This is a genomic window from Roseateles sp. P5_E8 (assembly GCF_054177665.1).
Map to the genome: position 1 here is coordinate 18,872 of NZ_JBGCUM010000020.1, position 23,959 is coordinate 42,830.

At 71.3% G+C, this 23,959-nt stretch carries 1 protein-coding gene (only partly in view); it reads right to left on the reverse strand.

Annotation, left to right across the window (positions count from 1 at the left end; genetic code table 11):
- The coding region annotated (locus ACXRVZ_RS13815; protein ID WP_458232480.1) for an Ig-like domain-containing protein crosses the window boundary (this coding region is incomplete at its 3' end): on the reverse strand, positions 1-23,761 show 23,761 of its 42,632 nt. The annotated region extends 18,871 nt beyond the left edge of the window.
- Positions 23,762-23,959: the final 198 nt, after the last annotated feature.

A 23,959-nucleotide genomic window follows, 5' to 3' on the forward strand; every position in this document is an offset into this window, starting at 1 on the left:
TGACGCTGCCGCCGATGACGGCCGTGCCGCCTTCGGCGTCAGCGCTTTGATGGTCGACGCCGAAGAAGAGACGGTCACCGGCCGAGACCGTGCCGGTGATGACCAGGTTATCGCCGGCGCTGAGCGTGACGCTCCGGCCGGCGCTGACGCTGCGGCCGTCGCCGATGACGATGTTCTCGCCCGTGGCCTGGCTGTCACGCGACGTGAGCCGAACGTGGCCGGCGCTGCTGACGATGGCACCCACGTAGAGCGCCTGCACGACTTCGGTCAGCTGCACGCCGGTGTTGCCGGTGGCGTTGACGAAGCCGCCGGCCGCGCTGAAGCGGCTGTCGATCTCGACGTCGTTGTAATAGCTGCCGATGCTGCCGCTGACCGTCAGCGTCAGGTTGTTGCCCTCGACGTCGGCGAGCAGGTCGGACAGGTCGTCGACGAGGTCGCCGCCCAGCACGGTCAACTCGACATCGGCGCTGCTGGAGCGCACGCGGTCGAGGTTGAGGTCGCCCGCAACCTCGGTCATGTACACGGCCCCGCTGGCCAGCGCCCAGACGTTGCCGTGGCTGGGGCGGGAGGAGTCGATCTCCAGCGCGTTGGCATTGGTGCCGATGCCGGCGCCACCTGCGGTCAGGCGCAGGTTGATGCCCAGCACGTCGGCATCCGCGTCGCTGCCGATTTCCTGGATGCCGCCGTTGGCCGCAGAGATGGTGACGTTGTTGTTGGCGGCCTCGACGCGCTCCAGCAGCACGCTGCCGCCGGTGGACGTGATGCTGATGGCGCCCGCCTGGGCCAGCACGAGGCGGGGCAGCGTGATGTTGCCGCCGGCCAGCATGGTGATGCTGTCGCCCGCGGTGACGAGGTTGTTGGGGTAGAGGTTGAGGCGGTTGCCGGTCTGGCCACCGGTCACGTTGGAGATGGTGCCCTGCGTGGCCGTGATGGACACGTCGCTGCCGGCGACGACATGGTCGACCTGCACCGAGCCGCTGGTGCTGACGATGGTCACGTCGGCGTTCTGCGACCACAGCGATGCCGGTGCCAGCACCTGCTGGCCGGCCTGGATACCGAGGTTGCCGCCGGACTGGACGATGCGCGGCAGCGTGATGTCACGGCCGGCCGTCAGCTGGGCGTTGCCACCGGCCGTCAGCAGGTTGTTGGTGTACAGCGCCAGCCAGGTGTGGGCGTAGCTGGCCAGCACGTTCGAGATGTCCAGCGCGGCCGTGACCGTGGCGTTGCCGCCGGCGATCAGGTGGTCGGCATAGACGGAGTTGTTCAGGCTCTGTACCGTCAGGTTGCCGGTGCCGGCCTGCACGGTGCTGGGCAGCGTGATGTCGCCGTTGGTGCGAATGGTGGCGTTGCTGCCGGCCGTCCAGGTGTTGCGCTGGAACAGGTCCATGCGCTGGGCCGGCGTCTGGGCGATGACGCTCAGGTCGGTGCCGGCGCTGAGCGTGCCGATGGTGGTTGTCGACGCGATGAGCTCGTTGCCGGTGCCGAAGAAGCCGACGGGGAAGTCGACGATGGCATTGCCCGCCTGGTCGGGGCGGAAGTGGCGGATCCAGTTCGTCGTGCCGAGGTCGATGTTGCGGCTGGCGTAGTCGATGTTGACTTCGACCTGGTAGGTCGGCGGCGTACCGACGACGGTGACCTGGCGCTTGGCTTCGCGCAGCAGCAGGTTGAGTTCGCCACCTGCGCTGAGGTTGCCCAGGCTGAGCGTGAAGCTGCCGGCGTTCGGGTCACGCTGCAGGCCGCGGATGCCCAGGAAGGTGCTGCCACCGGAGGCGCTGGCCAGCGTGGCCAGGCGGCCTTCGCTCTGCACCAGCTCCAGCTCCAGGCGCTGGTTGGACAGGCCGATGGTGCCGCCGGCACTGAGGTTGGCGGTGTTGGTGCGCACCAGGGCGCCCGCGCTGAACGGCACGATGCTGCCGCCGACGGCGGCGATCAGCGTCGAGCCCAGCGGGTTGTCGATGACGCCGTTGAGCTGGATGTCGGCACCGCTGTTGGTGCTGGTGTTGCGGATCAGCAGCTCCGTCGCGCCGTAGCTGTGGCGGATGTTGAACTCGAACGGCGTCGTGTCGCCGGCCGGGCCGGTCACGTTGTCGACGTCGATGTGCACCTTGGGCACCGCCGTCGTGTTGACCGGCGCGATGTTGTTGATGCGCAGGTCCTTCGTCGACTGGTTGGTCAGCGTGATGCGGTTGTAGGTGTGGACGAAGGTGAAGGTCGACTGCGTGCCGGCGATGGTGCCGGCCTGGATGTCGTAGTGATCCGGGTCGGTGTTGTAGACGCCGTTGGCGCGGAAGTTGGCCGTGCCGATGTCGTCGTTGGTGATGTCGTTGACGATGACGGTGGTGGCCGTGTTGTTGACCGACACGTTCTGTGCGGTGACAACATTGCCGGCCGCGTCGACCAGCAGCACCGGATTCGGGCCGGACGACAGGCGCGCGTCGGCGTTGAAGTCGATGTGCTGGTTGTAGGTGTGCGGCGTGTCCAGGGTCACACTGCCGATGTCCGCCCAGGCGGGGTCCTGCACCAGGCGGTAGCCGATGGAGTAGCCCTTCAATTCGGAGCGCACGTCCAGGGCATGGGTCTCGAAGGTGGCCCCCGCCTCGGCGTTGACCAGCGTGTTGAGCCGCTGCTCGATGATCAGGTCGACGTCGGTGTCGCCACCGGCCGCATCGGCCTCGCCCTTGGAGTTGGCATAGGCGTTCAGGCCGCCATGCGAGGCCAGCACATTGATGTTCTCCAGCGAGCTGACGAGCGCACCGGTGCGCACGTTGACGGCCGCGTCCGAGAACATGCGCAGGTAGGCATGCGAGTCCGGATTGGCACCCGCCGCCGCCGAGTAGGCGTTCGCGGCGACACGGCTCTTGGCGTGCGACATGGCGGCGTCGAGCGTGATGTCGTCGCCGGCCTTGACGACCGCGCTGGTGCCAACGTTGACCGTCGTCTGCTGCTGGTTGCCGCTGCCGCCCACGCGCCAGTACATGTCCGCGTCGGAGCCGGCGCCGAAGCCGCCGCTGGAGGCCCGGCCATTGACGTCGCCGTCGAACTGCGACTCGGCCTTGATGTTGACGTTGTGCGCGGCCGTGATGCTGCCGTTGTTGCCGATGCCGGACTGGGTGTCGTGGTTGAGCTGTACGCCGCCCGTCACGTCGGACGAGTTGATGAAGCCGCCGCCCTTGGAGTTGGCGTCGATGGTGCCGTTCTGCGTGCTCTTGGACAGCAGGCTGACCGAGCCGCCGGACGTCAGCTGCGCGCCGCTGCCGGCCGTGGCCTGCACCGTCTGCGTCGCGTTGACGTAGGCCTCGGAGTAGCCGACCGCGATGAAGGCGCCACCGCTGGAGCCCGCCGTGCCGGCGCCGTTGGCGGCCGAGAAGGCGTCGAGCAGGATGTCGCCGCCGGCCTGCACGACCGCGTTGTCGCCCACCGTGGCTCGCACGTTGGTGACCACGTCGACGCGCGATTCCGAGCCCTTCTCGCCAAAGATCAGCGCGCCCGCCGCGCCCGAGGTCTTGCCACTGGACACGCCGTTGTCGACGACGCTGTTGACCAGCTGCAACGCGCCGCCGGCGCCCAGCAGCTGGTGGCCGTTGCCGCTGCCGGTGCTGGTGATGTCGACCTCCAGCTGATGCATGCCGGTGGTGCTGGCGCCCGACAGCTCGATGCCCTCGACGCCTATGGTGTGCTTGCCGCCGCCCGCGCCGAGGTTGATCGCCGCCCCGCCCGCCGTCGCGGCGAGCTGGAAGGTGTTGGCGTCGATGAACTTGACGTAGTAGGTGTTGCCGGTGGTGAGGCCCGACAGAGGCGCCGCGCCGACGCGCGTCAGCACATGGCCGCTGGCGGCGGACTCGGCCGTGTTGGCGATGTCGATGGCCGTGCCATTGCTGGCGTTGGTGCCATTGGTGGCCAGCTTGATGTGGTCGGCGTCGATGCGGATGACGTAGTAGGTCCCGTCGCCCGCCAGATTGGTGATGGCGGCCGCCGGCTTGTTGGGGTTCTCGATGACGATGTCGCGCAGGCTGTACTTGACCTGGTCGCCGGTGTTGAAGCCGTGGCTGCTGATCGTGATCTGGTCGGCGCCGGCCGACTCGACGGCCGAGCCCTCGAACTGCTCGGCGCCCGCCGTGCGGTAGGTGACCGCCTGGCCTTCGGCAAAGCCGTGGCCGTTGACCGTGATCTGTTCGGTCGTCGCATTGACGGCGCTGCTGAGGAACACCTTGGGCGCCACCGTGGCTGCGGCCGCGCTGGTCGCGAGCTTGATGGTCTGCGCATCGATGACGCGCACGAAGTAGGCCTGCCCGTCGTTCAGGCCGCTGATGGCCGGGTTGCCGGCCGCACGGTAGATGACGCGCTGGCCGTCGACGAAGCCATGCTCGACGTCGAACTTGATCTCGTCCTTGGCCGCATCGACGGTGGTCGACTTGAACACCGAGCCCAGCTTGACGGCAGTGGCCGACTGCACGATGACCTGGTAGTTGCGCCCGTCGCCAAGACCGCCGACGGCGCCGTTGCCGTCCAGGCCGATGCTGTAGGTGACCGTGTCGCCGGTGGCCAGGCCATGGTCGCCGTTGAGCGTGATGATGTTGGCGCCGGTATTGACGCCGCCGGCACCGAAGCTGGTGTCGGCGGTGCTGACGGTCTGGCCCTGGTCGGCCTTGAGCTCGACGCTGCCGCCCGCCTTGACGCGCGCACCGGCCAGGATGTCGGCGTGCACGCTGGGGTTGATGTTGATGTCGGCCTTGGAGATGCTGGCCGTGCCCAGGCCGGCAAAGGAGCTGCCGTCGGCGACGCCGTCACCCTCGGCATTGCCATGCGCGCGGATGGCCACATTGCCGCCCACGTCGACATTGGCGCCGCCGTAAAGCTCGGCCGTGATGGTCGGGTTGACGTTGACGACCGGTGCTGCGCCGTTGCCGGAGACGAGCAGGCCGCCCGTCGTCGCCACGGCCGTGGCCGCGCCGCGTCCGCCACCGGAAGCGTCGACAGTCAGGCTGGCGCCGGTGATCTGCGCATTGCCGACCGTCGCGCGGCTGCTGGAGTTGGCATCGGCGCGGGCATCGGTGGTGCCGATGGCGACACCGAAGGAATAAGCCTCGCCGTCGGCGCGCGAGCTGGCCTTGTCGGACACGGCAGACAGCACCTCGGCGCCGCCGTCGGCGTTCACCGAGGCGCCGTTACGGATCTCGGCGCTGACGGTCGCTGCCGTGGAGGCGCGCGTGTCGGCGCCGTTGATGCTGGCAAAGCCGCTGCCGCCACCCGCCTCGCCCTTGGCCACGGCGCCTTCGGAGCCGTCGTGCGAGGCTCGGATGGTGATGCGGCCACCGGCGTCGAGCACGCCGCCCACGGTCGTCGCGACCGTCGGCGTGACCTGCGCGTTGGCGACGGCCTTGCCCAGCGAGACCAGGCCGAAGGACGTTGCATCCGACGTGGCGCGCGCGCCGCCGCTGGTGGCGCCGCCGAGCAGGATGTTGCCGCCGGCCGTGATGCCGCTGCCGAGCATGGAGGTGCTCAGGTTGCGTGCGACGACGGCGTTGGAGTCGTTGGACGCCGCGCCGATCAGGCCGCCGGCCGGTGCCGTCGTGTCGGTCGCCGCGCTCTGGTCGCTGATGTTGTCGATGGCGACATTGCCGCCGGCCGCGATGCCGGTGCCGGCCACGATGGTGGTGGCCTGGTTGTCGTTGCCGTAGGTGTTGTTCTGGGCGTTGGTGATCGAGCCACCGGCGATGCTGTCGGCGCGGGCATTGCCCTTGCCCAGCAGGCCGCCGATGGACAGGCCATAGCCCTCGGCGCTGGMGACGTTGCCGGATCGGGTGATGACGCTGAAGTCACCGGTGCCGGCGGACAGGTCGCTGCTCGCGCCGCCTAGCGACGTGGTCATCTCGGCCGAGGACTGCGCCAGGCTGTTGGCGCCCACGCCGCTGAAGCCGAATGAGCCGCCGGAGGCATTCGCGTAGGCGTGCGCATCCAGTCCGTTGGCGCCGTTGCCGTTGTGGTTGTGGCTGGCCAGCAGGCTGAAGTTGCGGCCCGCGCTGACGTCGGCATTGCCGACCGTCGTGTCCATGTCGGGGCGCACACGCGCTGTCGCGTCGGAGCCGCTGAACGAGCCCAGGCCGCCGATGCTGATGCCATCGGCGCGCGCGTCGGCGTCGCCGGTGGAGATGTTGTTGATGATGACGTCGCGGCCCGCGGCAATGCTGCCGCCGGCGCCGATGCCGACATTGATGGTCGGCGTGATGACGGCATTCGAGGTGTTGCTGCCGCCCGAGCCAAGCAGGCCGCCGGCGGCAGCGTCGCTGTCAGAGGTCGCGCGGTAGTTGCTGGCCGTGTTGATGACCAGGTCGCCGCCGACGGTGCCGGAGATGGCGCCGGTCACGGCATTGGTCGTGCCGCCCATCGTCGCGCTGGACTTGGCCACGCCGCCGGCGCCGATGAGGCCCAGGTTGAGGCTGTCGCCCACGGCATCGGCCGTCAGCCCGGACAGCGTGTCGAAGCGGACATTGCCCGAGGTGTTGAAGACGACGCCCGACCCGGTGTTGTTGGTCAGGTTGGCGACCGTCGAGGCGGTCGAGTTGCTGCCCGAGACCGAGATCGACGAGCCCGCGCTGGCGCTGGAACGCGCGGTCGCCTTGCCGGCGGCCGCGTCGCCGTTGTTCAGGCGCACGGCCATCTGCACGTCGCCCTTGCTGCCGTGCGTGGTGACCTTGGCGTTGTTGCCGATGTTGGCCGTCATCGTCGGGTTGATGTCGACGTCGGCGACCGAGCCGCCCGCGCCGACGCCACCGGCGAACTGCACGCCATCGGCAATGCCGGTGGCCTGGGTCGATGCGTTGGCGCCGACGTTCACGGCACCGTTCACGTCGATGACCGCGCCGGCTCCGATGCCGGCCGTGACGGTGGGCGTCACGGCGCTGGTGGCCTTGGCGCCCGAACTGGCCGCGACCAGGCCRCCGGTTGCGGCGGAGCTGTTGGCGGTGGAGGTCTGGTTGGCGGTCGCGTCGATGACGAGGCCGCCGCCGTTGACCTTGGGCGCGCTGGTGGCGGCCGTCGTGCCGGTGGAGGTGGCCGTGGCCGTCATCGCGCCGCGCGCCGCGCCACCCGCGCCAAAGGCGGTGCCGTCGGCCGTGACGAGGTTGTTTGCCAGCGCCTGCACGGTGGCAACGCCGCCGTTGCCGTTCAGCGTGGCGGCCACCTGGGTCGTCGCGCTGGTGTTGGCGCCGGACTTGGCCGTCGCGTTCGAACCCGCCACGGTGACAAAGGTGCTCACGCCCGCCGCGTCGGCCTTGGCGCGGGCGTTCTGGCCGTTCTGGTTGTGCTGGGCCAGCACATTGACGCCCTGCCCGCTCAACGTCGTCGTGCCCTGCACGAGGTTGCTGACCGTGGGCGTGACCTCGGCCGTGGCCGACATGACGCCGACCGCCCCGATCAGGTTGAACGACAGGCCGCGCGCCTGGGCGTTGGCGTCCATCTCGGACAGCGCCAGGATGTTGATGAGGCCGGCACTCGTCACGGTGCTGGCCGAGCTGGCATTGCCCGCGCCGGCCGTGACGGCGCCGTTGGCCTTGGCCGTCGCATCGCCGCTGTTGACACCCACGCCCAGGCCGCCGCCCGAGGCATTGGCCTGCGCGTCCGCGTAGTTATGCCCAAGCGCGCGCACGTCGACGCCGGTGCTGCCGCCGGAGCCGCCGCCGATCTCGGCCGTCGTTGCGCCATTGGCGTTGGAAACGGCAACCGAGCGGCCGAGCGCGACCAGCAGGCCGAAGGAGGCTCCGGAACTTTCCGTGTGGCCGACATTGGCCGCGTCGGCATGGATGCTGACCGAGCCGCCGGCCGTCAGCACGCTGCCGGCGCCGCTGCGCGCGGTCGTTGCGGCATTGGCATTGGCGGTGGCGGACGCACCGGCGCCGCTGGCCAGCAGCGAGCCGGAGGAACTGCGCGCCAGCGCCACGGTGTCTTGCCCGTTGCTGCCCGCGCCGTCATGGTTGTGGCTGGCGCGGATGCTGATATTGCGGGCCACGTTGGCCGTCTCGTTGCCGGTCAGCGCGTTGATGTTGGGGCTCATCGTCGCGGACGCGAGCGAGCTGCCGAAGCCGATGCCGCCGCTGACCGCCCGGCCCTGGGCCGTGGCCGTCGTGTCGGCCGAGGACAGCGCGGTGACGATGAGGTCACGGCCGACGTTGATGCTGCCGCCGCCGCCGAGGTTGGCCGTGATGGTGGGGCTGAAATTGGCCGTGGCCGAGTTGATCTGGCCGGCGGCCAGCAGGCCGAGGCTGGAAGCCTGCGAGATGGCGTTGACGAGGTGGTTGGCGTAGGTCTCGACCTTGAAGTCGATGCCCTGCTCGCCGCTGACGGCGCCGAGCGCCTGGCTCACCGTGCCGGTGACGGTCGCGTTGGACACCGCGCCGCCCAGGCCGCCGACGAGGCCGATGCCGCGCGCGTCGCCGTTGGCGTCCACATGGGCGCCGGTCTGCGTCGAGAAGGACACGCCGCGCGCCGCGGTCAGCGTCACGCCGCTGCCGGTGGTCGCGTTGATGTTGTAGTTGACGGCCGCCGACGCATCGGCACCACCACCGGCCGCGATGCCGCCGCCGGCCGCGAAGGCCGTGGACGTGGCGCCGCCGGTCTCGTTGCTACCGCCGTTGTGGCTGAGCGAGAAATTGATGTCGCCGGTATTGGCGGAATGCGTTGTCGCGTTGACGCCCGTGCCGACCCGCAGCGTCATCGTCGGCGCCAGCGTCACGTCGGACTTGGACAGGCCCAGCGACGGGCCGAAGGACACGGCCACGCCGGTAGCGGTGCCGTCGGCATCGGTGGTGGCCGTACCGCTGACGTTGATGCCACCGGCCACGTCGATGACGGCGCCGTCGCCCAGGCCCGCGCGCACGTCGGGGTTGACGGTGGTGGTCACGCCCGCGCCGGTGCCGGCGGCGAGCAGGCCCAGGGCCATGCCCTCGGCGGTCGTGCCGGCCGTCTGCGTGGCGGTCGACTGCACGGTCAGCGCGCTGGCCGACTGCACATCGGCGCCGCTGGTCGCCTCCGTGATGCCGCCGGAGCGGGCCGTGGCCGTCACGGCACCACCCGACACGCCGAGGCTGCCGGCCGCGGACAGGCCCGTGCCGGTGACGATGTTGTTGGCCTGGGCCTGCACGACGACGCTGTTGCCGCCGGCGCTGAAGCTGGTGGCATTGCCGGTCAGCGCCTTGGTGTCGGCCGCTGCGGTTGCATCGGCAGCGGCGCCACCGACGGACACGAGGCCACTGACGCCAGCCGCATCGGCGACGGCCGTGCTGTCCTCGCCAGCCTGGTTGTGGCGGGCGCGCACGGTGATGCCGTTGCCGCTCACGCCCGTCGTGCCGCGCACTTCGGCCGTCACGGCAGGGCTGACCTGGCTGGTGGCGCTCATGAAGCCGAGGGCGGCGCCAAAGCCGAAGGAGAAGGCCTTGCCCTTGGCGTCGGCGTCGGCGCTGGAGGTCGCGTCGACGAGCACGGCGCCGCTGCTCAAGGTGTTGCTGGCGACGCTGGTGTCGCCCATGCCGGCGGAGACACCGCTGTTGGAGCGCGCCGTCGCGCTGCCGCCGCTGATGCCGCCCAGGCCCGCCGCGCCGGACGCCGAGGTACCGGCCACGGCGGTGTTCTTGCCCTGGGCGATGACGTTGACGGAAGTCGATCCGCCGACGCCGCCGCGCAGGTCGGCCGTCGTGCCGCCGCCAACGACGGCCGAGCTTGTCGACTTGCCGAAGCCGATCAGCCCGCCGGCGCCGAGGCCGGACGTGTCGCCGCTGGCCAGGTTGGCCGCGTCGGCCAGCACCTTGACGGTGCTGCTCGACGTGAGCTTGCTGCCCGCGCCGACGGTGGCGTCGACATTGGCCGATGCCGTGGCATCGGCGGACGCACCCGTGCCGCTGACCAGCGCACTGCCGGCCGAGGCCAGCGCCGTGGCGACCGTGTTCAGGCCGGTGGCGGCCGTGCCGTCATGGTTGTGTCGGGCCTCGACGAGGATGGCGCCGCCGGCCGTCAGCTGCTGGTTGCCGGTGCGCGCAAAGATCGTCGGGCTCATCGTCGCCGTGGCGCTGGACGAACCGATGCTGGCCGCGATGCTGAGCGCCTTGCCGACGGCGTTGGCCGTCGTGTCGGTGCTGGAGAGCATCTGCACCGTCGCGCTGCCGACGACGTTGGTGGTGCCGCTGCCGAGGTTGATGCCTATCGTCGGCGTGAAGCTGGCCGTGGCGCTGTTGATCTGGCCGCTGACCAGGCCGCCACCCGAGGCGCGCGCGGTGCTGGTGACGGGCTGGCTGGACACGCCCAGCGCGTTCAGGTTGCGCCCGACCGTGCCGCTGGCGCTGGTGAAGTTGCTCTGCGCGCTGCCGGCGACGGTGGCGCTGGAGATGGCGCCGCCGATGGCTGCGACCAGGCCGAAGGTGTCGCTGTTGGCGGTGGACTCGACGTGGTTGCCGACCTTCAGCTCCACGTTCAGGTCGCGGCCGGCGTTCAGCGTGACGCCGGTGCCGGAGCTTTGCAGGATGTTGTAGCTCGTCTGCGCCGAGGCGCCGGTGCCGCTGAGCCCGGCCGCCAGGCCGCCGGACGGCGCCGTGGCGGTGGCCGTGGCGCCGCCGGCGCCGCTGCTGCCGTTGTTGACGCGCGTGGCAATCGTCAGGTCCGAGCCCACGCCGTTGGCGCTCAGGCTGGCGCCCGTGCCGATGCGGTTGGTCATCGTCGGGTTCAGCGTCGCGTCGGCGATGGAGAGACCCATGGACACGCCGCCGGACAAGGCGACGCCGCTGGCGATGCCGTCGGAGTCCGCGTTCGTTTCGGCGACGACGGAGATGGCGCCGCCGACGCTGACCTGCGCACCGTCACCGATGCCGGCGTTGATGGTGGGCGTGACGCTGCTGGTGCCACCGGCGCCGGAGGCGCCCGCGAGCACGCCGCCGGCGGCGGCCTTGGCCGTGCCGTCGGCGTTCTGGTCGGCATGGGCCAGCACGGAATAGCTCGCGCCCGTCACGTCGGCGCCGCTGACGGCGCCCGTCGTGCCGCCGGTGCTGGCGTTGGCCACGACCGCGCCGGCGCCGATGCCCGCGGCAACCGACAGCGCGTCGCCGGTGGCGATGGCGACGTTGTCCGACAGGCCTTCGACGATGACCGCACCGCTGCCGCCGGCGATGGACGTGCTGTTGCCCACCAGCGCCTGGGCGCCGGCCAGGCTCTTGGCGTTGACGATGGCGCCGGATGCCGCCAGACCGAGGCTGCCGCCGGCCGCGTCGGCCGTGGCGCGCACGTCTTCGCCGCCCTGGTTGTGATAGGCGCCGACGCGCACGCCGGTGCCCGACACCAGGCCGGTGTTGCCGGTGACGGTGGAGCGCACGTCGGGCGAGGCCTCGGCGCTGGCGGCCATGATGCCCACCGCGCCGGCCACGCCCAGCGATAGGCCGTAGGTGTTGGCCGTGGCGTCGTTGCTGGAGCGCGCCTCGATGACGATGGCGCCGCTGGCGTTGATCGTGGCGTCCTGCGCCGCGACGCCGACCGTCGTCTGCACATTGCCGTTGGCGCGCGCGGTGCTGCTGGCGCCGTTGGTGCCGACGATGCCGCCGCCGGAGGCGTCGGAATCGGAGTTGGCGAGGTTGCGCGCCTGGGCGCGCACGGTCAGGTCGGTGGACGAACCGACGCCGCCCAGCAGCTCGGCCGTCGTGCCGCCGTTGGCGCGGGCATTGCCGACGCTGACGCCGACGGTGCCGCCGCCAATGGACAGCGCCAGGGCTTCGGCCTGGGCCTCGTTGTTGTTGTAGGCCAGTACGTCGACGCGGCTGCCCGCGCTGATGAGCGAGCCCGATCCGACGCTGGCTTTGACGCTGCCGTTGGCCTCGGCCGTGGGCACGGCGCCGTTGCCGGTGAAGCCGCCGAAGCCCGGGGCCGTGGACTGGGCCCAGGCGCCCTTGTTGGCCAGAGCGCTGGTGCCGTTGTGGTTGTTGCGGCCCTGCACGCGGATGAGGCCGCCGGCGTTCAGCACCGAGGTGGCGCCGAACAGCGCCTGCACGACGGGCGAGAAGGTGGCGGAGGACAGGCTGACGCCGGTCGCGCCGGCGCCGGCGGTGACGGTCAGCACATCGGCGTCGGCCCGGCCGGTGGTGACGGCGTCGACCGTAGCCTCGCCAGTCGTCTTGATGAGGGAGGCATCGCCCACCGAGGCGCGCACCAGCGGCGCCACGTCGACGATGGCGAAGTTGGCGCTGATGGCGACCGCGCCGACCGAGAAGGCCAGCGTGTGCGCATAGGTGTCGAAGTCGGCGGTCGCGCTGACATGCAGCGCACCGACGTTGAGGCCGGCATCCTGGCCGATGCGGGCACCGGCGCCGACGTCGGCGCTGACCTGGCCGTCGCTGTCCAGACGCGTGAAGGACGCACCGGCCGCAATCGCGCCGGCGGCGCCCTGGTCGGTGTTGAGATGGATGATGCGGTTGGAGATGGCCGTCACGTCGACGCTGGACGCGGCGCGCACGCGGGCACCGTCGGCCAGCGCGCTCTGCACATAGCTGCTGTCGCTGAGCACGGACACGGCCGCGCCCAGGCCCACGAAGCCGGCGCCGCCGGCGAAGGCGATGGCCTCGACCGTGCTGTCCAGCCGCGAGCTGACCTTGAACTGGCCGCCGGCCGTGTAGCTGCCGCCGGCGTTGGCATTGGTGTTGAAGGCGGTCGAGAACACGCCGATGCCGGCGCCGATGCCGCCCGCGCCCGCGCCGATGGCGCCGACGAGGAAGTCCACATCCGCCCACTGGCGGGCGTTGACGGTGATGGCGTTGCCGGCCGTGATGCTGGTGCCGCCGGCCACGGTGGCCTCGGTGCCCTGGGCCGGGTTGGTCGCGTTGATCGCGGCCAGCCATTCGGCCTGGCTGGGGCCTGAGCCGTTGACGAAGCCGCCGGCCGCGCCGGCGCGGTCATGCACGCGCTGCTGGCCGCTACCGGCCGAGCCGCCGCTGAAGCCGCCCAGCACGCTGCCGACCTGGCCCTTGGCGAGTGTGGCCTGCTTGGCCGCGTCGCTGTCGCCCGAGCCGGAGCTGCCGTCGCCCTGGGTCTTGGTCATGCCATCGGCCGTCGCGCCGTCGCTGTTCTGGTAGCTGCGCTCCAGCGGCGTGCCGACGGACCACACCGTCACCGCAGCCGCCGCGCCGACGAAGCCGCCGGCGCCGGAGATAGTCAGCGAGTCGAGGTCTATGCGCGACAGGCCATTGATGGCCACGTCGCCCGCGGCTGCCACGTCGGCATTGCCAAGGATGCGCGCCGCCGTGTCGTTGCGCAGGCTGCCCACCTGCACCGCGCCGCCCACGCCGACGAAGCCGCCTGCGATGGCGCCCGTGAAGGCCGTGCCGCTGGCGCTGTTGGCCGCAGTCACGTAGACGCCCTGATCCGAGTCCGCGCCGGCGTTGCCGTTGTTGCGGTTGATCTTGGTGTTGGCGCCAATGATGGCCGTCGTGTCGGAGTCCAGCAGCGACACGCCCACGCCACCGCCCACGCCGACATAGCCGACGCCCGCAGCGACGTCGAGGTGGAAGAAGTCTTCGCTGCTCTCGGCCTGCACGATGACGCCATGGCRCTCGGCCTCGCCGAGGCCGCCGGCACCGACGCTGCCGTCCAGCATGCCGAGCAGGCCCGTGCCCGCGCCCTTGGCGTCGACGCTGGCGCCGGTCAGCACGCCGGCATCGGTGTGCTTGGTGATGCTCATGACACCGACGGACGCACCGACGCCCACGGTGCCCGCACCGAGGGCGCCGGCGATCAGCGTCACATCGGTCTTGTCGCTGGCCAGCACGCCGACATCGCCGCCCGCCTGCACCGCAGACGCGGCGCCGATGGAGGCCGCCGTGTGGTTGTTCAGCACCAGCACGTTGACCGCGCCGCCCACGCCCACGGTGCCGGCCGCGATGCCGGCAGAGATCAGCAGCAGGTGGTCCTCGTTGCGCGCCTGGACGACGACGTCGTCCTTCGCCTTGACGCTGGCATTGCCGTTGATGCTGGCGGTTGTGTCGTGCGTCAGCACGGTCACATCCACGCCCGGGGCCACGCCCACGGTGCCGAAGCCGAGGGCGCCGGCCAGCGCCACATGCGAGAAGTCGTCACCCGCGCCGACGAGGACGCTCTGGCCCGCGCTGGCCGTGCTGATGTCCGCGTTGACGTTGGCGCTGGCGCCGACGGTGGCCGTCGTCGTCGTGTTGACGACATTGGTGGCCGAGCCGACGCCGATGCCGGCCGTGCCGGCGCCCAGCGCCACGGCGAAGGTCTCGATGTCGTCGCGGTTGGTGGCGGTGACGGCCACACCGGTAAAGCCGCTGCGCGTGTTGGGCGTGGCGACGCGGTTCTTCGTGAAGCTCTGGTCGTCGCTGGACTGGCCACTGCCGCTCGCCGCATTGAAGGTCGGCGTGCCGACTTCAAAGGCCGCCGCGCTGCCCTTCTGGCCGGCGGCTGCATTGGGCAGGCCGCTGGTGCTCTGCGGCGTGGAGGCGCCATAGCCGACGCCGATGCCGCCGTCCTGGACCGTCAGGCCGGCGCGCAGGCCATCGGCCGTAATCTTGGCGCCCTCGCCCACCAGGGCGACGGTGTTCTTGTTCGCCGTGACGACACCGACGGCCGCGCCGACGCCGGCCGAGCCGGAGGCGCCGACCGAGCCGGTGATGAGGTCGATCTCGGAGTTCTCGCCCGCCGCGACGACGATGCTGCCCTGGGCATGCACGTCGCCCGCGCCGGTGCTGGCCTTGGCGTCGGTCGGGTCGTCGCCGAGGATGGCACGCGTCGTGATGTTGAGGACCTGCACGTTCGCGTCGGCGGCGACGCCGACGCTGGAGCTGGCGGCCACGCCGGCGGCGACGGTGGAGATGTCCTCGTCGGAATGCGACGTGACCAGCAGGTCGCCATCGACGGTGCCGGTGGCGCCGGAACCCAGCCGGGCCTCGGTGGTCTTGTTGAGCGTGTTGACGACGACGCCCAGGCCGACGCCGACGCTGCTGGACGCGGCAATGGAGCCGGCCACCGAGACGATGTCGGTCTCGTCGCTGGCGCGCACCTTCATGTCGGCCTGCGTGGCGCCCGAGGCGGTGCCGACGGTGAAGGTGGCGCTGTCGTCGATGCGCGCCTTGGTCGTCTCGTTCAGCACGTTGACGACGACCGAGCCGGCCACCGCTGCGCTGCTGGACGCACCGCCGCCCACGGCGATGGTGACGAGGTTCTCGTGCGATGTGGCGGCCACGTCCACGCCACCGGTCGTGCCGGCGGTGATGGCCGTGCTCGGGCCGACCAGGGCCTGCACGGTGTCGTTGTGGACCAGCACCGTGCTGGACAGGCCGACGCCGGCCGAGTTGCCGTAGGCCAGCGCACCGGCGATCTGCGTCATGTCGAACGGCGCATCGGCCACCACGGCCAGCGCGCCGCCGGCCTGCAGCGCCGAGCCGGCGCCACCGGCGGTCGTCGCCTCGGTCGTGTTGGTGACGATGTAGACGGACACGCTGCCACCCACGCCGGTGCCGTCGGTCGCCACCCCCGCGGTCGCAGCGACGCTGGTGATGTCCTGGTCGCTGTTGGCGCGCACGGTGATGTCGCGCCCGGCCTTCAGCGCCACGCCCGTGCCCAGCGTCGCCTTGGTGTTCTCGATGAGGACGGTCACGTCCAGGCCGATGCCGACGCCGGCATTGCCGATGGAGATGCCACCGGCGCCCGCGCCGCCCTCGATGTTGGTCTTGCTCTTGGCGCCGACCGTGACGTCCTGGGCCGCACCGGCGGTCACGCCCAAAGCGGCGTCGTTGACCGTCACGCCGTTGTCCAGACGCGCGATGGTGTCCAGCGTGTAGATATTGACCGCCGCCGAGCCGGCGCCAGCAGCACCGTCGGTGGAGATGCCGCCGGAGATGGCGAGGTTGCTGACCGTCAGGCCGCCCAGCGGGTCGGGCAGGTCCAGCGTCGCCGGCACGACCTGGCCGTTGGCGGTGATGGTGGTCGCGTCGCGCGCAGCGAGCTGGGCGCCGGCGCCCACGGTCGCGTTGGTACGTTCGACAACGATGTTCAGACCGACGGACGCACCGACGCCCGTGCCGCCCGTGCTCAGCGCGGCCGCGCCGGCGATCGCCTGGATGGCGGTGCTCTGGTCGGCGACGACGTCGAGCTTGCCGGCGCTGGCGCGCACCTGCGCACCGGCGCCGACGGTGGCCGCCGTGTCCAGCGTGACGATGTTGATGGCGGCACTGCCGGCCACCGAGGTGTCCTTGCCGCCGGCAGCGGCAACGCCCAGGCTGCGGAATTCATGGTCGCCGCTGTCGCCCGGGCGGTCGGCGCGGATCAGCACCGAGGCGCCGCGCAGGTCGGCATTGGCGCCGACCTGGGCCACATTGCTGGCGTCGGTGACACCCAGCGCCACGGCAGCGCCGACGTTGGTGTCCTTGCTCAGGTCGATGGCATCGCCCTGAGCGGTATTGATGACGTTGTAGTCGGCGGTCGCGTCGACCGTCATCGCGCCACCGGCCGTCAGCTTGACGCCGTCGGCCACGCTGGCCGTGTTGTCGGTGACGAGCACCTGCACGACGATGGCCGCCGCCACGCCGGTGCCGTCGGACCCCTGCCCGCCGGTCTCGCCGCTGGTCTGGGTGTTGGCGGAGTTGGTCTGGTCGTTGCTCTTGGGCAGCGTGCGGTCGCCGCCGTTGTTGGGGTTGTTGTTGACCTGGTTGTCGGCTTCCTTGTCGGAGCTGCGGCCGCCGGAGCTGTTGCCGGAGGCGCTGGCCTTGGCCGTGCCGGTGGCCAGCACCGTGGCGCCGGAGGACACGTCGGCCGCGCCGCCGGCCGTCACGTTGCGGGCCAGGCGCGCGCTGACATCGCCGTCGACGACGGTGACGACGACGGAGACACCGACGGCGGTGTCCTTGCCGGCCGCTTCGGCCTTGGCGCTGCCGGTGACCTGGTCGAGGCGGAAGGCGCGCACGGCCATGTCGCCGCCAACGGTCAGCGTGCCGGCGCCCGTGCCCACGTAGGCATTCGTGTCGTTCGTGGCGATGGTGACGGCTGCCGCCACGCCGACGCCGGTGTCGCCCTTGGCGCCGTTCTCGGTTTCGGTGGTGATGGTGTCCTGCGCGGTCGACGAGACTGTCATCGCGGACACATTGCCGGCGATCTGCGCGCCGTCGGCCAGCGTCGCATCGAGGTTGCGGTCGACGACGTTGACGGCGACGGACGCACCGACGCCCACGTCGCTGCCACCGGCCTGTGCGCCTTCGTTCTCGGGCAACGCCTTGGCCGTGTCGCTGGCGGTGGAATGCGTGATGGCCTGCAAAGAGCCGCCGGAATCGGCACCCGCCAAGGTCGCGCCGCCGCTGAACTGGGCGCGCGTGTCCTCGTTGACGACGTTGATCGCGACCGAGCCGGCCACGCCGATGTCGCCGCCGCCCGCGCCGCTCTTGGCACTGGCCAGCGTCGTGTGCGTCGTGTCGCCGCCGACGTTGGTCATCGTCGCGCCGAGCTGCAAGCCGTCGGCGGTGATGACGACGCCGGTGTTCACCAGCGCTTCGTTCGTCGTCGCGGCGTAATTCACCGCGACCGCGGCGCCGACGCCGGTGCCGCCGTCGCCCGTCGTCGCGCTGCCGTCGGCAATCGCCTGCACGTCGGTGTTGGTGGAGGACTGGACGGAGACGTTCTTCGTCGGCGTGGAAATGGTGCCGGCGCTGATGCGCGCACGGCTGGTCACGTCGGTGACGTTGACGGCCACGGCGGCGGCGACGCTGACGGTCTCGCTGCTGCCGCTGTCGCCGCTGGTGGAATCGGTGCTGGCCACGCCGGCCGAGGGCGTCGCGGCGCTGCTGCTGGAGTCGCGCGCACCGCCGTCGCCGGCCGCGGAGTTGCCCAGGCCACGGCCGGCCGCCGTCTTCTGGTTGACGCCGTCGTTGTCGGCGTTGCTGCTGCTGTCGTCCTGTTCGCCACCCACCGCGCTGGCCTCGGCCTTGCCCGTGGTGCTGACCTGGCTGGTGCCGGCCACGCTGACGGCGCCGGTGCTGGTGACCGAGCGGGCCAGCTCGGCGGTCGAGTGGTCGAGTTCCACGTTGACGGCGACTGCCGCGCCGATGGCCGCGTCCTCATCGCCCTCGGCCTTGCCCTTGGCCGTGGTGTTGTTCGTCGAGCGCAGGTCGGCCGTGACGGCCAGGTCGCCCGTGGACGTCAGCAGGCCGCCGGTGCCGAGGCGCGCGATGCTGTCCTGGTTGGCCACCGTGACGGCGACGACCGGCGCGACCGCCGTGCCGCCCTTGGCGCCGCCTTCGGCCTGCGTCGTGATGGTGTTCTGCAACGCGGCCGAGATCGTCAGCGCGCCGGCGGTGCCCAGGCCCGCGCCGTTGAGCACCTCGGCCCGCACGATGTGGTCGGGCACGTTGACGGCGACGGACGCACCGACGCCGGTGTTCTGCGCATCGACCTGCACACCGGAGTCCATCGGCGTGGCCTTGGCCGTGTCGGCATGCGTGCTCTTGGCCGTGACGCTGCTGGCGCCCGCGCCGGCTTGCGCATTGCCGGCCAGTTCGGCGGTCGTGCGGTCCACCGCCACGTTGACGGCCAGCGCGCCGGCCACGCCGGTCTTGGCGCCGCCCGCGCCGCTCTTGGCCTCGGCGCTGGTCGTGTGCGTCGCGCCGTCGCCGTTGGCGGCGGCCATGCCGGCCGTGATGTTCAGGCCCTGGCTGTTGATGCTGCTGCCGGCCAGCACGCGCGCTTCGTTCGTGCTGTGGCCGACATTGATGGCCACGGCGACGCCGACGCCGGTGTCGTTGGGGTTGTCCTCGTCCTTGGCGCGGGTGCTGCCGTCGGCGATGGCCTTGGCATCGCTGTCGGCCTTGCTGGCCACGGTGACGGCACCGCTGGAGGCGATGCTGGCGCCGGAGACGGTTGCCGTCGCCGTCGCATCGGCGATGTTGACGGCCACCGCAGCGGCGACGCTGACCGTGCCGCCACCCGTGCCCTCGGCCGAGGGCGTGGACGTGCTGGAGGAGGAATTGCGCGCTCCGCCGCTGGCGGCGGCCGAGTCACCCTGGCCGCGCGCGGCGGCGTTCTGGTTGTTGACGGCTGCGTCGTCGCCAGACGAATTGCTGTCGTCTTCCTTGCCGCCCACGGCGCTGGCGCTGGCCTGGGCCGTCGCGTCGCTCTCGCTCGATGCGGTGATGGCGACGCTGGTCGTGCCCGTCAGGTTGCGGTTGACGCTGGCGCGGCTCTCGTCGTTCTCGACGTTGATGGCGATGGCGGCGCCCACGGCGGCGTCCTTGCTGCCTTCGGCCTTGCCCTCGGCCTTGGTCGTGTTGGTGGACTTGAGGCTGCTGGCGACGTTGACGGCGCCGGTCGCGTTGATGGCGCTCGGGCTGGTGCCGATGCGGGCGATGGCGTCCTGGTTGGCCACGGTGACGGCCACGACGGGCGCGACGGCGGTTTCGCCCTTGGCGCCGCCTTCGGCCGTCGTCGTGATGGCGTTCTCCAGCGCGCCGCTGACGGTCAGCGCGCCGCTGCTGGTGACGGTGGCGCCGTTGGCGATCTCGCCACGCGCGATGACGTCGGGCACGTTGACGGCGACCGACGCACCGACGCCGGTGTTCTTGGCATCGGCCTGCACGCCGGAGTCCGTCGGCGTGGCGCTGGCCGAGTCGGCATGCTTGGTGGCCGCGCTGATGGTGCTGGCGCCTGCGCCGGCATTGACGCTGGCGCCCGAGAGGACCTCGGCCGTCGTGCGGTCCACGGCCACGTTGACGGCGAGCGCGCCGGCGATGCCGGTCTTGGCGCCGCCCGCGCCGCTCTTGGCTTCGGCGGCGTTGGTGTGCGTGCCATTGCTGGTCATGCCAGCGCGCACGTTGACGCCCTGGCTGGCGACGACGGCGTCACCGAGCAGGCGTGCCTCGTTGGTGTTGGTGGCGGCGTTGATGGCCACGCCGACGCCCACGCCGGTGTCGTTGGGGTTGGCCGCATCCTTGGCACGCGTGCTGCCGTCGGCCGTGGCCTTGGCGTCGGTGTCGGCCTTGCTGTCCAGGCTGACCGCGCCGCCCGCCGTCAGCGTGCCGCCGCCGGCCGTGGCGCGGCTCGTGGCTGAGGCCACGTTGACCGCGACCGCTGCCGCCACGCTGACCGTGCCGCCGCCGGTGCCCTGGGCGGACGGCGTCGACGATGAGGACGATGAATTGCGCGCGCCGGCCGAGTTGGCGGCCGAGTTGCCGCTGTTGCGGGCGGCGGTGTTCTGGTTGTCGACGGCGGCGTCGTCGCTGGAGGAGTTGCTGTCGTCCTCCTTGCCACCGACGGCGCTGGCCTTGGCTGCCGCCGTGCTGGCCGCGCTGCTGGTGGCCGAGATGGCTATGGCGCCCGTGCTCTTCAGGCTGCGCGCGGTGCTGGCGGTGCTCTTGTCGTTCTCGACATTGATGGCCACGGCGGCGCCAACGGCGGCGTCTTTCGTGCCCTCGGCCTTGCCTTCGGCTTTCGTCGTGTTGGTGCTGGCCAGCGTCGCGTTGACGCCGATGGCGCCGCTCGCGTCGATGAGGGTGCCGGTGCCGATGCGGGCCAGCGCGTCCTGGTTGGCCACCGTGACGGCGACGACAGGTGCTACGGCCGTGCCGCCCTTGGCGCCGCCCTCGGCCGTCGTGGCGATGGCCGAGTCAGTCTTGGCATTCAGCGTGACCGAGCCGGCCGGCGTCAGCGTGGCGCCGTTCTCGATCTCGGCGCGGCTGAGGTGGTCGGCCACGTTGATGGCGACGGACGCACCGATGCCCGTGTTCTCGGCCACCGCACCGCCGCCGTCCGGCAGCGCCTTGACGGTGTCGCCGGTCGTCGAATCGGCGTCCAACGTCACGGCGCCGCTGTGGGCGTTGACCTTGGCGGCCGGCGACAGCGTCGCCTCGAACTTGCTGATGCCCACGCCGATGGCCAGCGAGCCGGCCACGCCGGTGTTGCCGGTCGCAGCGCCCGAGGTGGCCGTCGTCGTCGCGTCGCTACGCTGGCCGGACACGGTGGTCGCACCCAGGGCCAGGCCCTGGCTGCTGACGCTGCCGGTGCCACTGCCGCCCACGCGGGCGCTGCTGCTGACCTCGGCCACGTTGATGGCCACGGCCGCGCCGACGTTGGTGCTGCCGTTGCTGGCCACGCCGCTGGCGTCGGACTGGGCGTCCAGGTCGGTCTCGTTCTTCAGCGACAGCAGGCCGCTGGTGGTGATCTGGGCGTTGTCACCGACGCGGGCCGTGCTCTGGCCGCCGAGGTGGTGGATGGCGATGGCCGCAGCCACGGTGACCGGGCCTTCACCGCTGCTGGCCTGGGGCGTCGTGCCCGAGGCGCCACGCGCGCCGTTGCTGCCGGCCGCCGTGTTTCCGGCGCCTTGCGCGGCCGTGCCCTGCTGGCTGGCGTTGTTGCCGTTGTCGGTCGCGCCGCGCGCGGCGGCCTTGGCCTCGCTGCGCGTCAGGCCGGTGTTGCGGCCGGTCAGCAGCACGGCCGCACCCGCCTGCAACTTGCCGTCCAGCGCCAGCTCGACGACGGGCGCCACATGCGTGACGACGACCGAGGCGCCGATGGCCGCGTTGCTCGTGCCGGCCGCGTCGCCATGGCCCTTGGCCAGCACGTTCAGCGCGCTCTTGGCGTCGCTGGCGAGGCCGCCGCTCAGCGTGATGTCGCTGCCGCCCAGCGCGCCGACCTTGGCGTCGGTGTTGACGACCGTGATGGCCACGACCGGCGCAATCGCCGTGCCACCGCTGGCGCCGCCCTTGGCCTCGGTGTCGACATCGCCGGTGGCGTTGGCGTTCTGCGTCAGGCTGGTGCCGGTGAACTTGGCGTTCGCATCGGCCTGCGCGCGCGTCGTCTCGTCGACGACGTTGATGGCGACGGATGCACCGATGCCGGTGCTCTGGCCCGTCGCGCCATTGACCTTGGGCAGCGCGCGGGCCTGGTGGTGGGTGTTGCTGGTGGCGTTGAAGGTGACGCCGCCAGTGGACGACGCGGTGCTGCCGGCCTCCTGGACCGCCTCGGTCGCCAGCACGCCGACGTGCAAGGCCAGCGAGCCGGCCACGGCGACACCACTGGTGCTGCCGGCGCCGGACGTGGCGATGGCGCCGAAGTTGGCATCCGTCGTCGTGCTGGCGCTGAACGTGGCGCTGGGCGCCGTGATGGCGGCGCCATCGCCAAGTGAGGCGCGCGTGGTGCCGTCGATGAAGCTCAATGCCGCAGCCACACCCACGCCGGGGCTGCCGGTCGCGGCGCTGCCATCGGCCTCGGTGGAGGCAGCCGCGCCGGCGACGGTAGCCGTCGACGACGTGGCCGACACGGTGACCGCGCTGGCGCTGGTCACATTGCCGCCGGCCAGGCGGGCGGTGGTGTCGCCGCCCACATGGGTCACCGCCACGGCGGCGCCGAAGTTCAGCGCGCCGTCGCCCGTCTGAGCGTTGTTGTTGGCGAGCTGCTGCTGGCCTTGCGTGGGCGTGCCCGCGCCCGGCTGCGTCGCGCCACCGGCCGTGGCCTTGGCGGAGGTGTGCACGGTGCGAGCCGCCGTCGACACGGCCGTGACGCTGCTGCCGGCCAGGGCAGCGTTGTCAGTGACGTTGACTGAGGTGTTGCCGCCCAGTTGCGTGACGGCGACCGTGCCGCCCTTGGCGCCGTTGGCATTGGCACCGGCGGTGCCGTCGGCGATGGTGTCGACGCTGACCGTGTTGGTCGCCGTCAGGATCACCGCGCCGCTGGCCGTCAGCGACGAGCTGCCGCCGACAGTCACGCCGGCCGCGCTGCTGACGATGGACGATGCAACGGACGCATCCTTGTCGGCCGCCGTGCTGCCGGCGTCGGGCTGGGTCGTCGCCTTGGCGGTGACGGTGGAGTTGGAGGCCAGCGTGATCTTGCCGGCGGTGGCGTTCAGGTTGGTGGCGCCGGACAGCGTGATCTGCGCGTCGGAGCTGGTCTGGACGAAGGCGACCTTGATCAGGTTGCTGGCGTAGCTGGAGTCCGTCGTGCTGACGTTGACGCTGGTGTTGACGATGAGGCCGATGTCGCTGGACGTCAGCGTCGCGCCGATCAGGTTGATGGCACCGCTGGCATTGCCCAGCAGGTTGAAGCCGTCCAGCAGCGTCACGCCGTCGGTCACGGCCTTGGTGACGCCCAGGTACATGTCGCTGGCCTGAAGCGTCACGCCGTTGGCGGTGATGGCTTCTTGCGAATCGACGTTGAGCTTGCCGGTCGTCGTGAAGCTGCTGGCGAAGACGATGTCGTCCGTGCTCTTCAGGAACAGCGTCGTCGGGTTGTAGAAGTCCGGGCCGCTGCTCTGGAAGGTCAGCGTGTCGTCGCTGAGCAGCGGGATGTCCGTGCCGCCGTCCAGCTCCACCATGACGGCGAAGGGCGAGGTCGCCGTCGTGCCGGCGGCACCGTCGTCATAGCCAAGGTCGACCTGCACCTTGTCGCTAATGCCGGGCAGGCCGCTGATGCTGATCTTGACGTTCTGGTTCAGCGCCACCTGGCCAAGCGAGGTACCCAGCGTGTTGTCCCAGACGCGGATCTGCGGGCCGCCGCCGCTGTAGACGGTCTCGACCTTGAGGTCGCCGGAGTGGACGTTGATCGTCAGCGTGCCGGCCGGCGCAAAGGCGGCCAACGGGATGGGCGTGTCYGACAGCAGCAGGCGGGGTTCGAGGTGCTCGAAGACCAGCTTCTCACGCACCGGCGTGGGCGTTTCAGGCTTGGCCGGCGGCAGCGACGTGGCGGCCTTGTCTGCATCGGGACGCAGGGTGTGCTGAAGCTTCTGCCAGAAATTCTTGCGCTTGGCCATGTGCCGTCTCCACTGACGTTGGACACCCACCGGGCCGGGGCGCACGCGTGCGCGCCCACGCTCCAACCGGGCGGGTGCCAAGCGGGAGATCTTCCGCCGGTCGTGATAAATGACGCACCCCTACCGTCACCGGTAGGGGCGACAGCGGCCCCCCTCAGCTGGGGGGCAGCGCCCTGTCCGGCTCGGGGCGACTCCGAT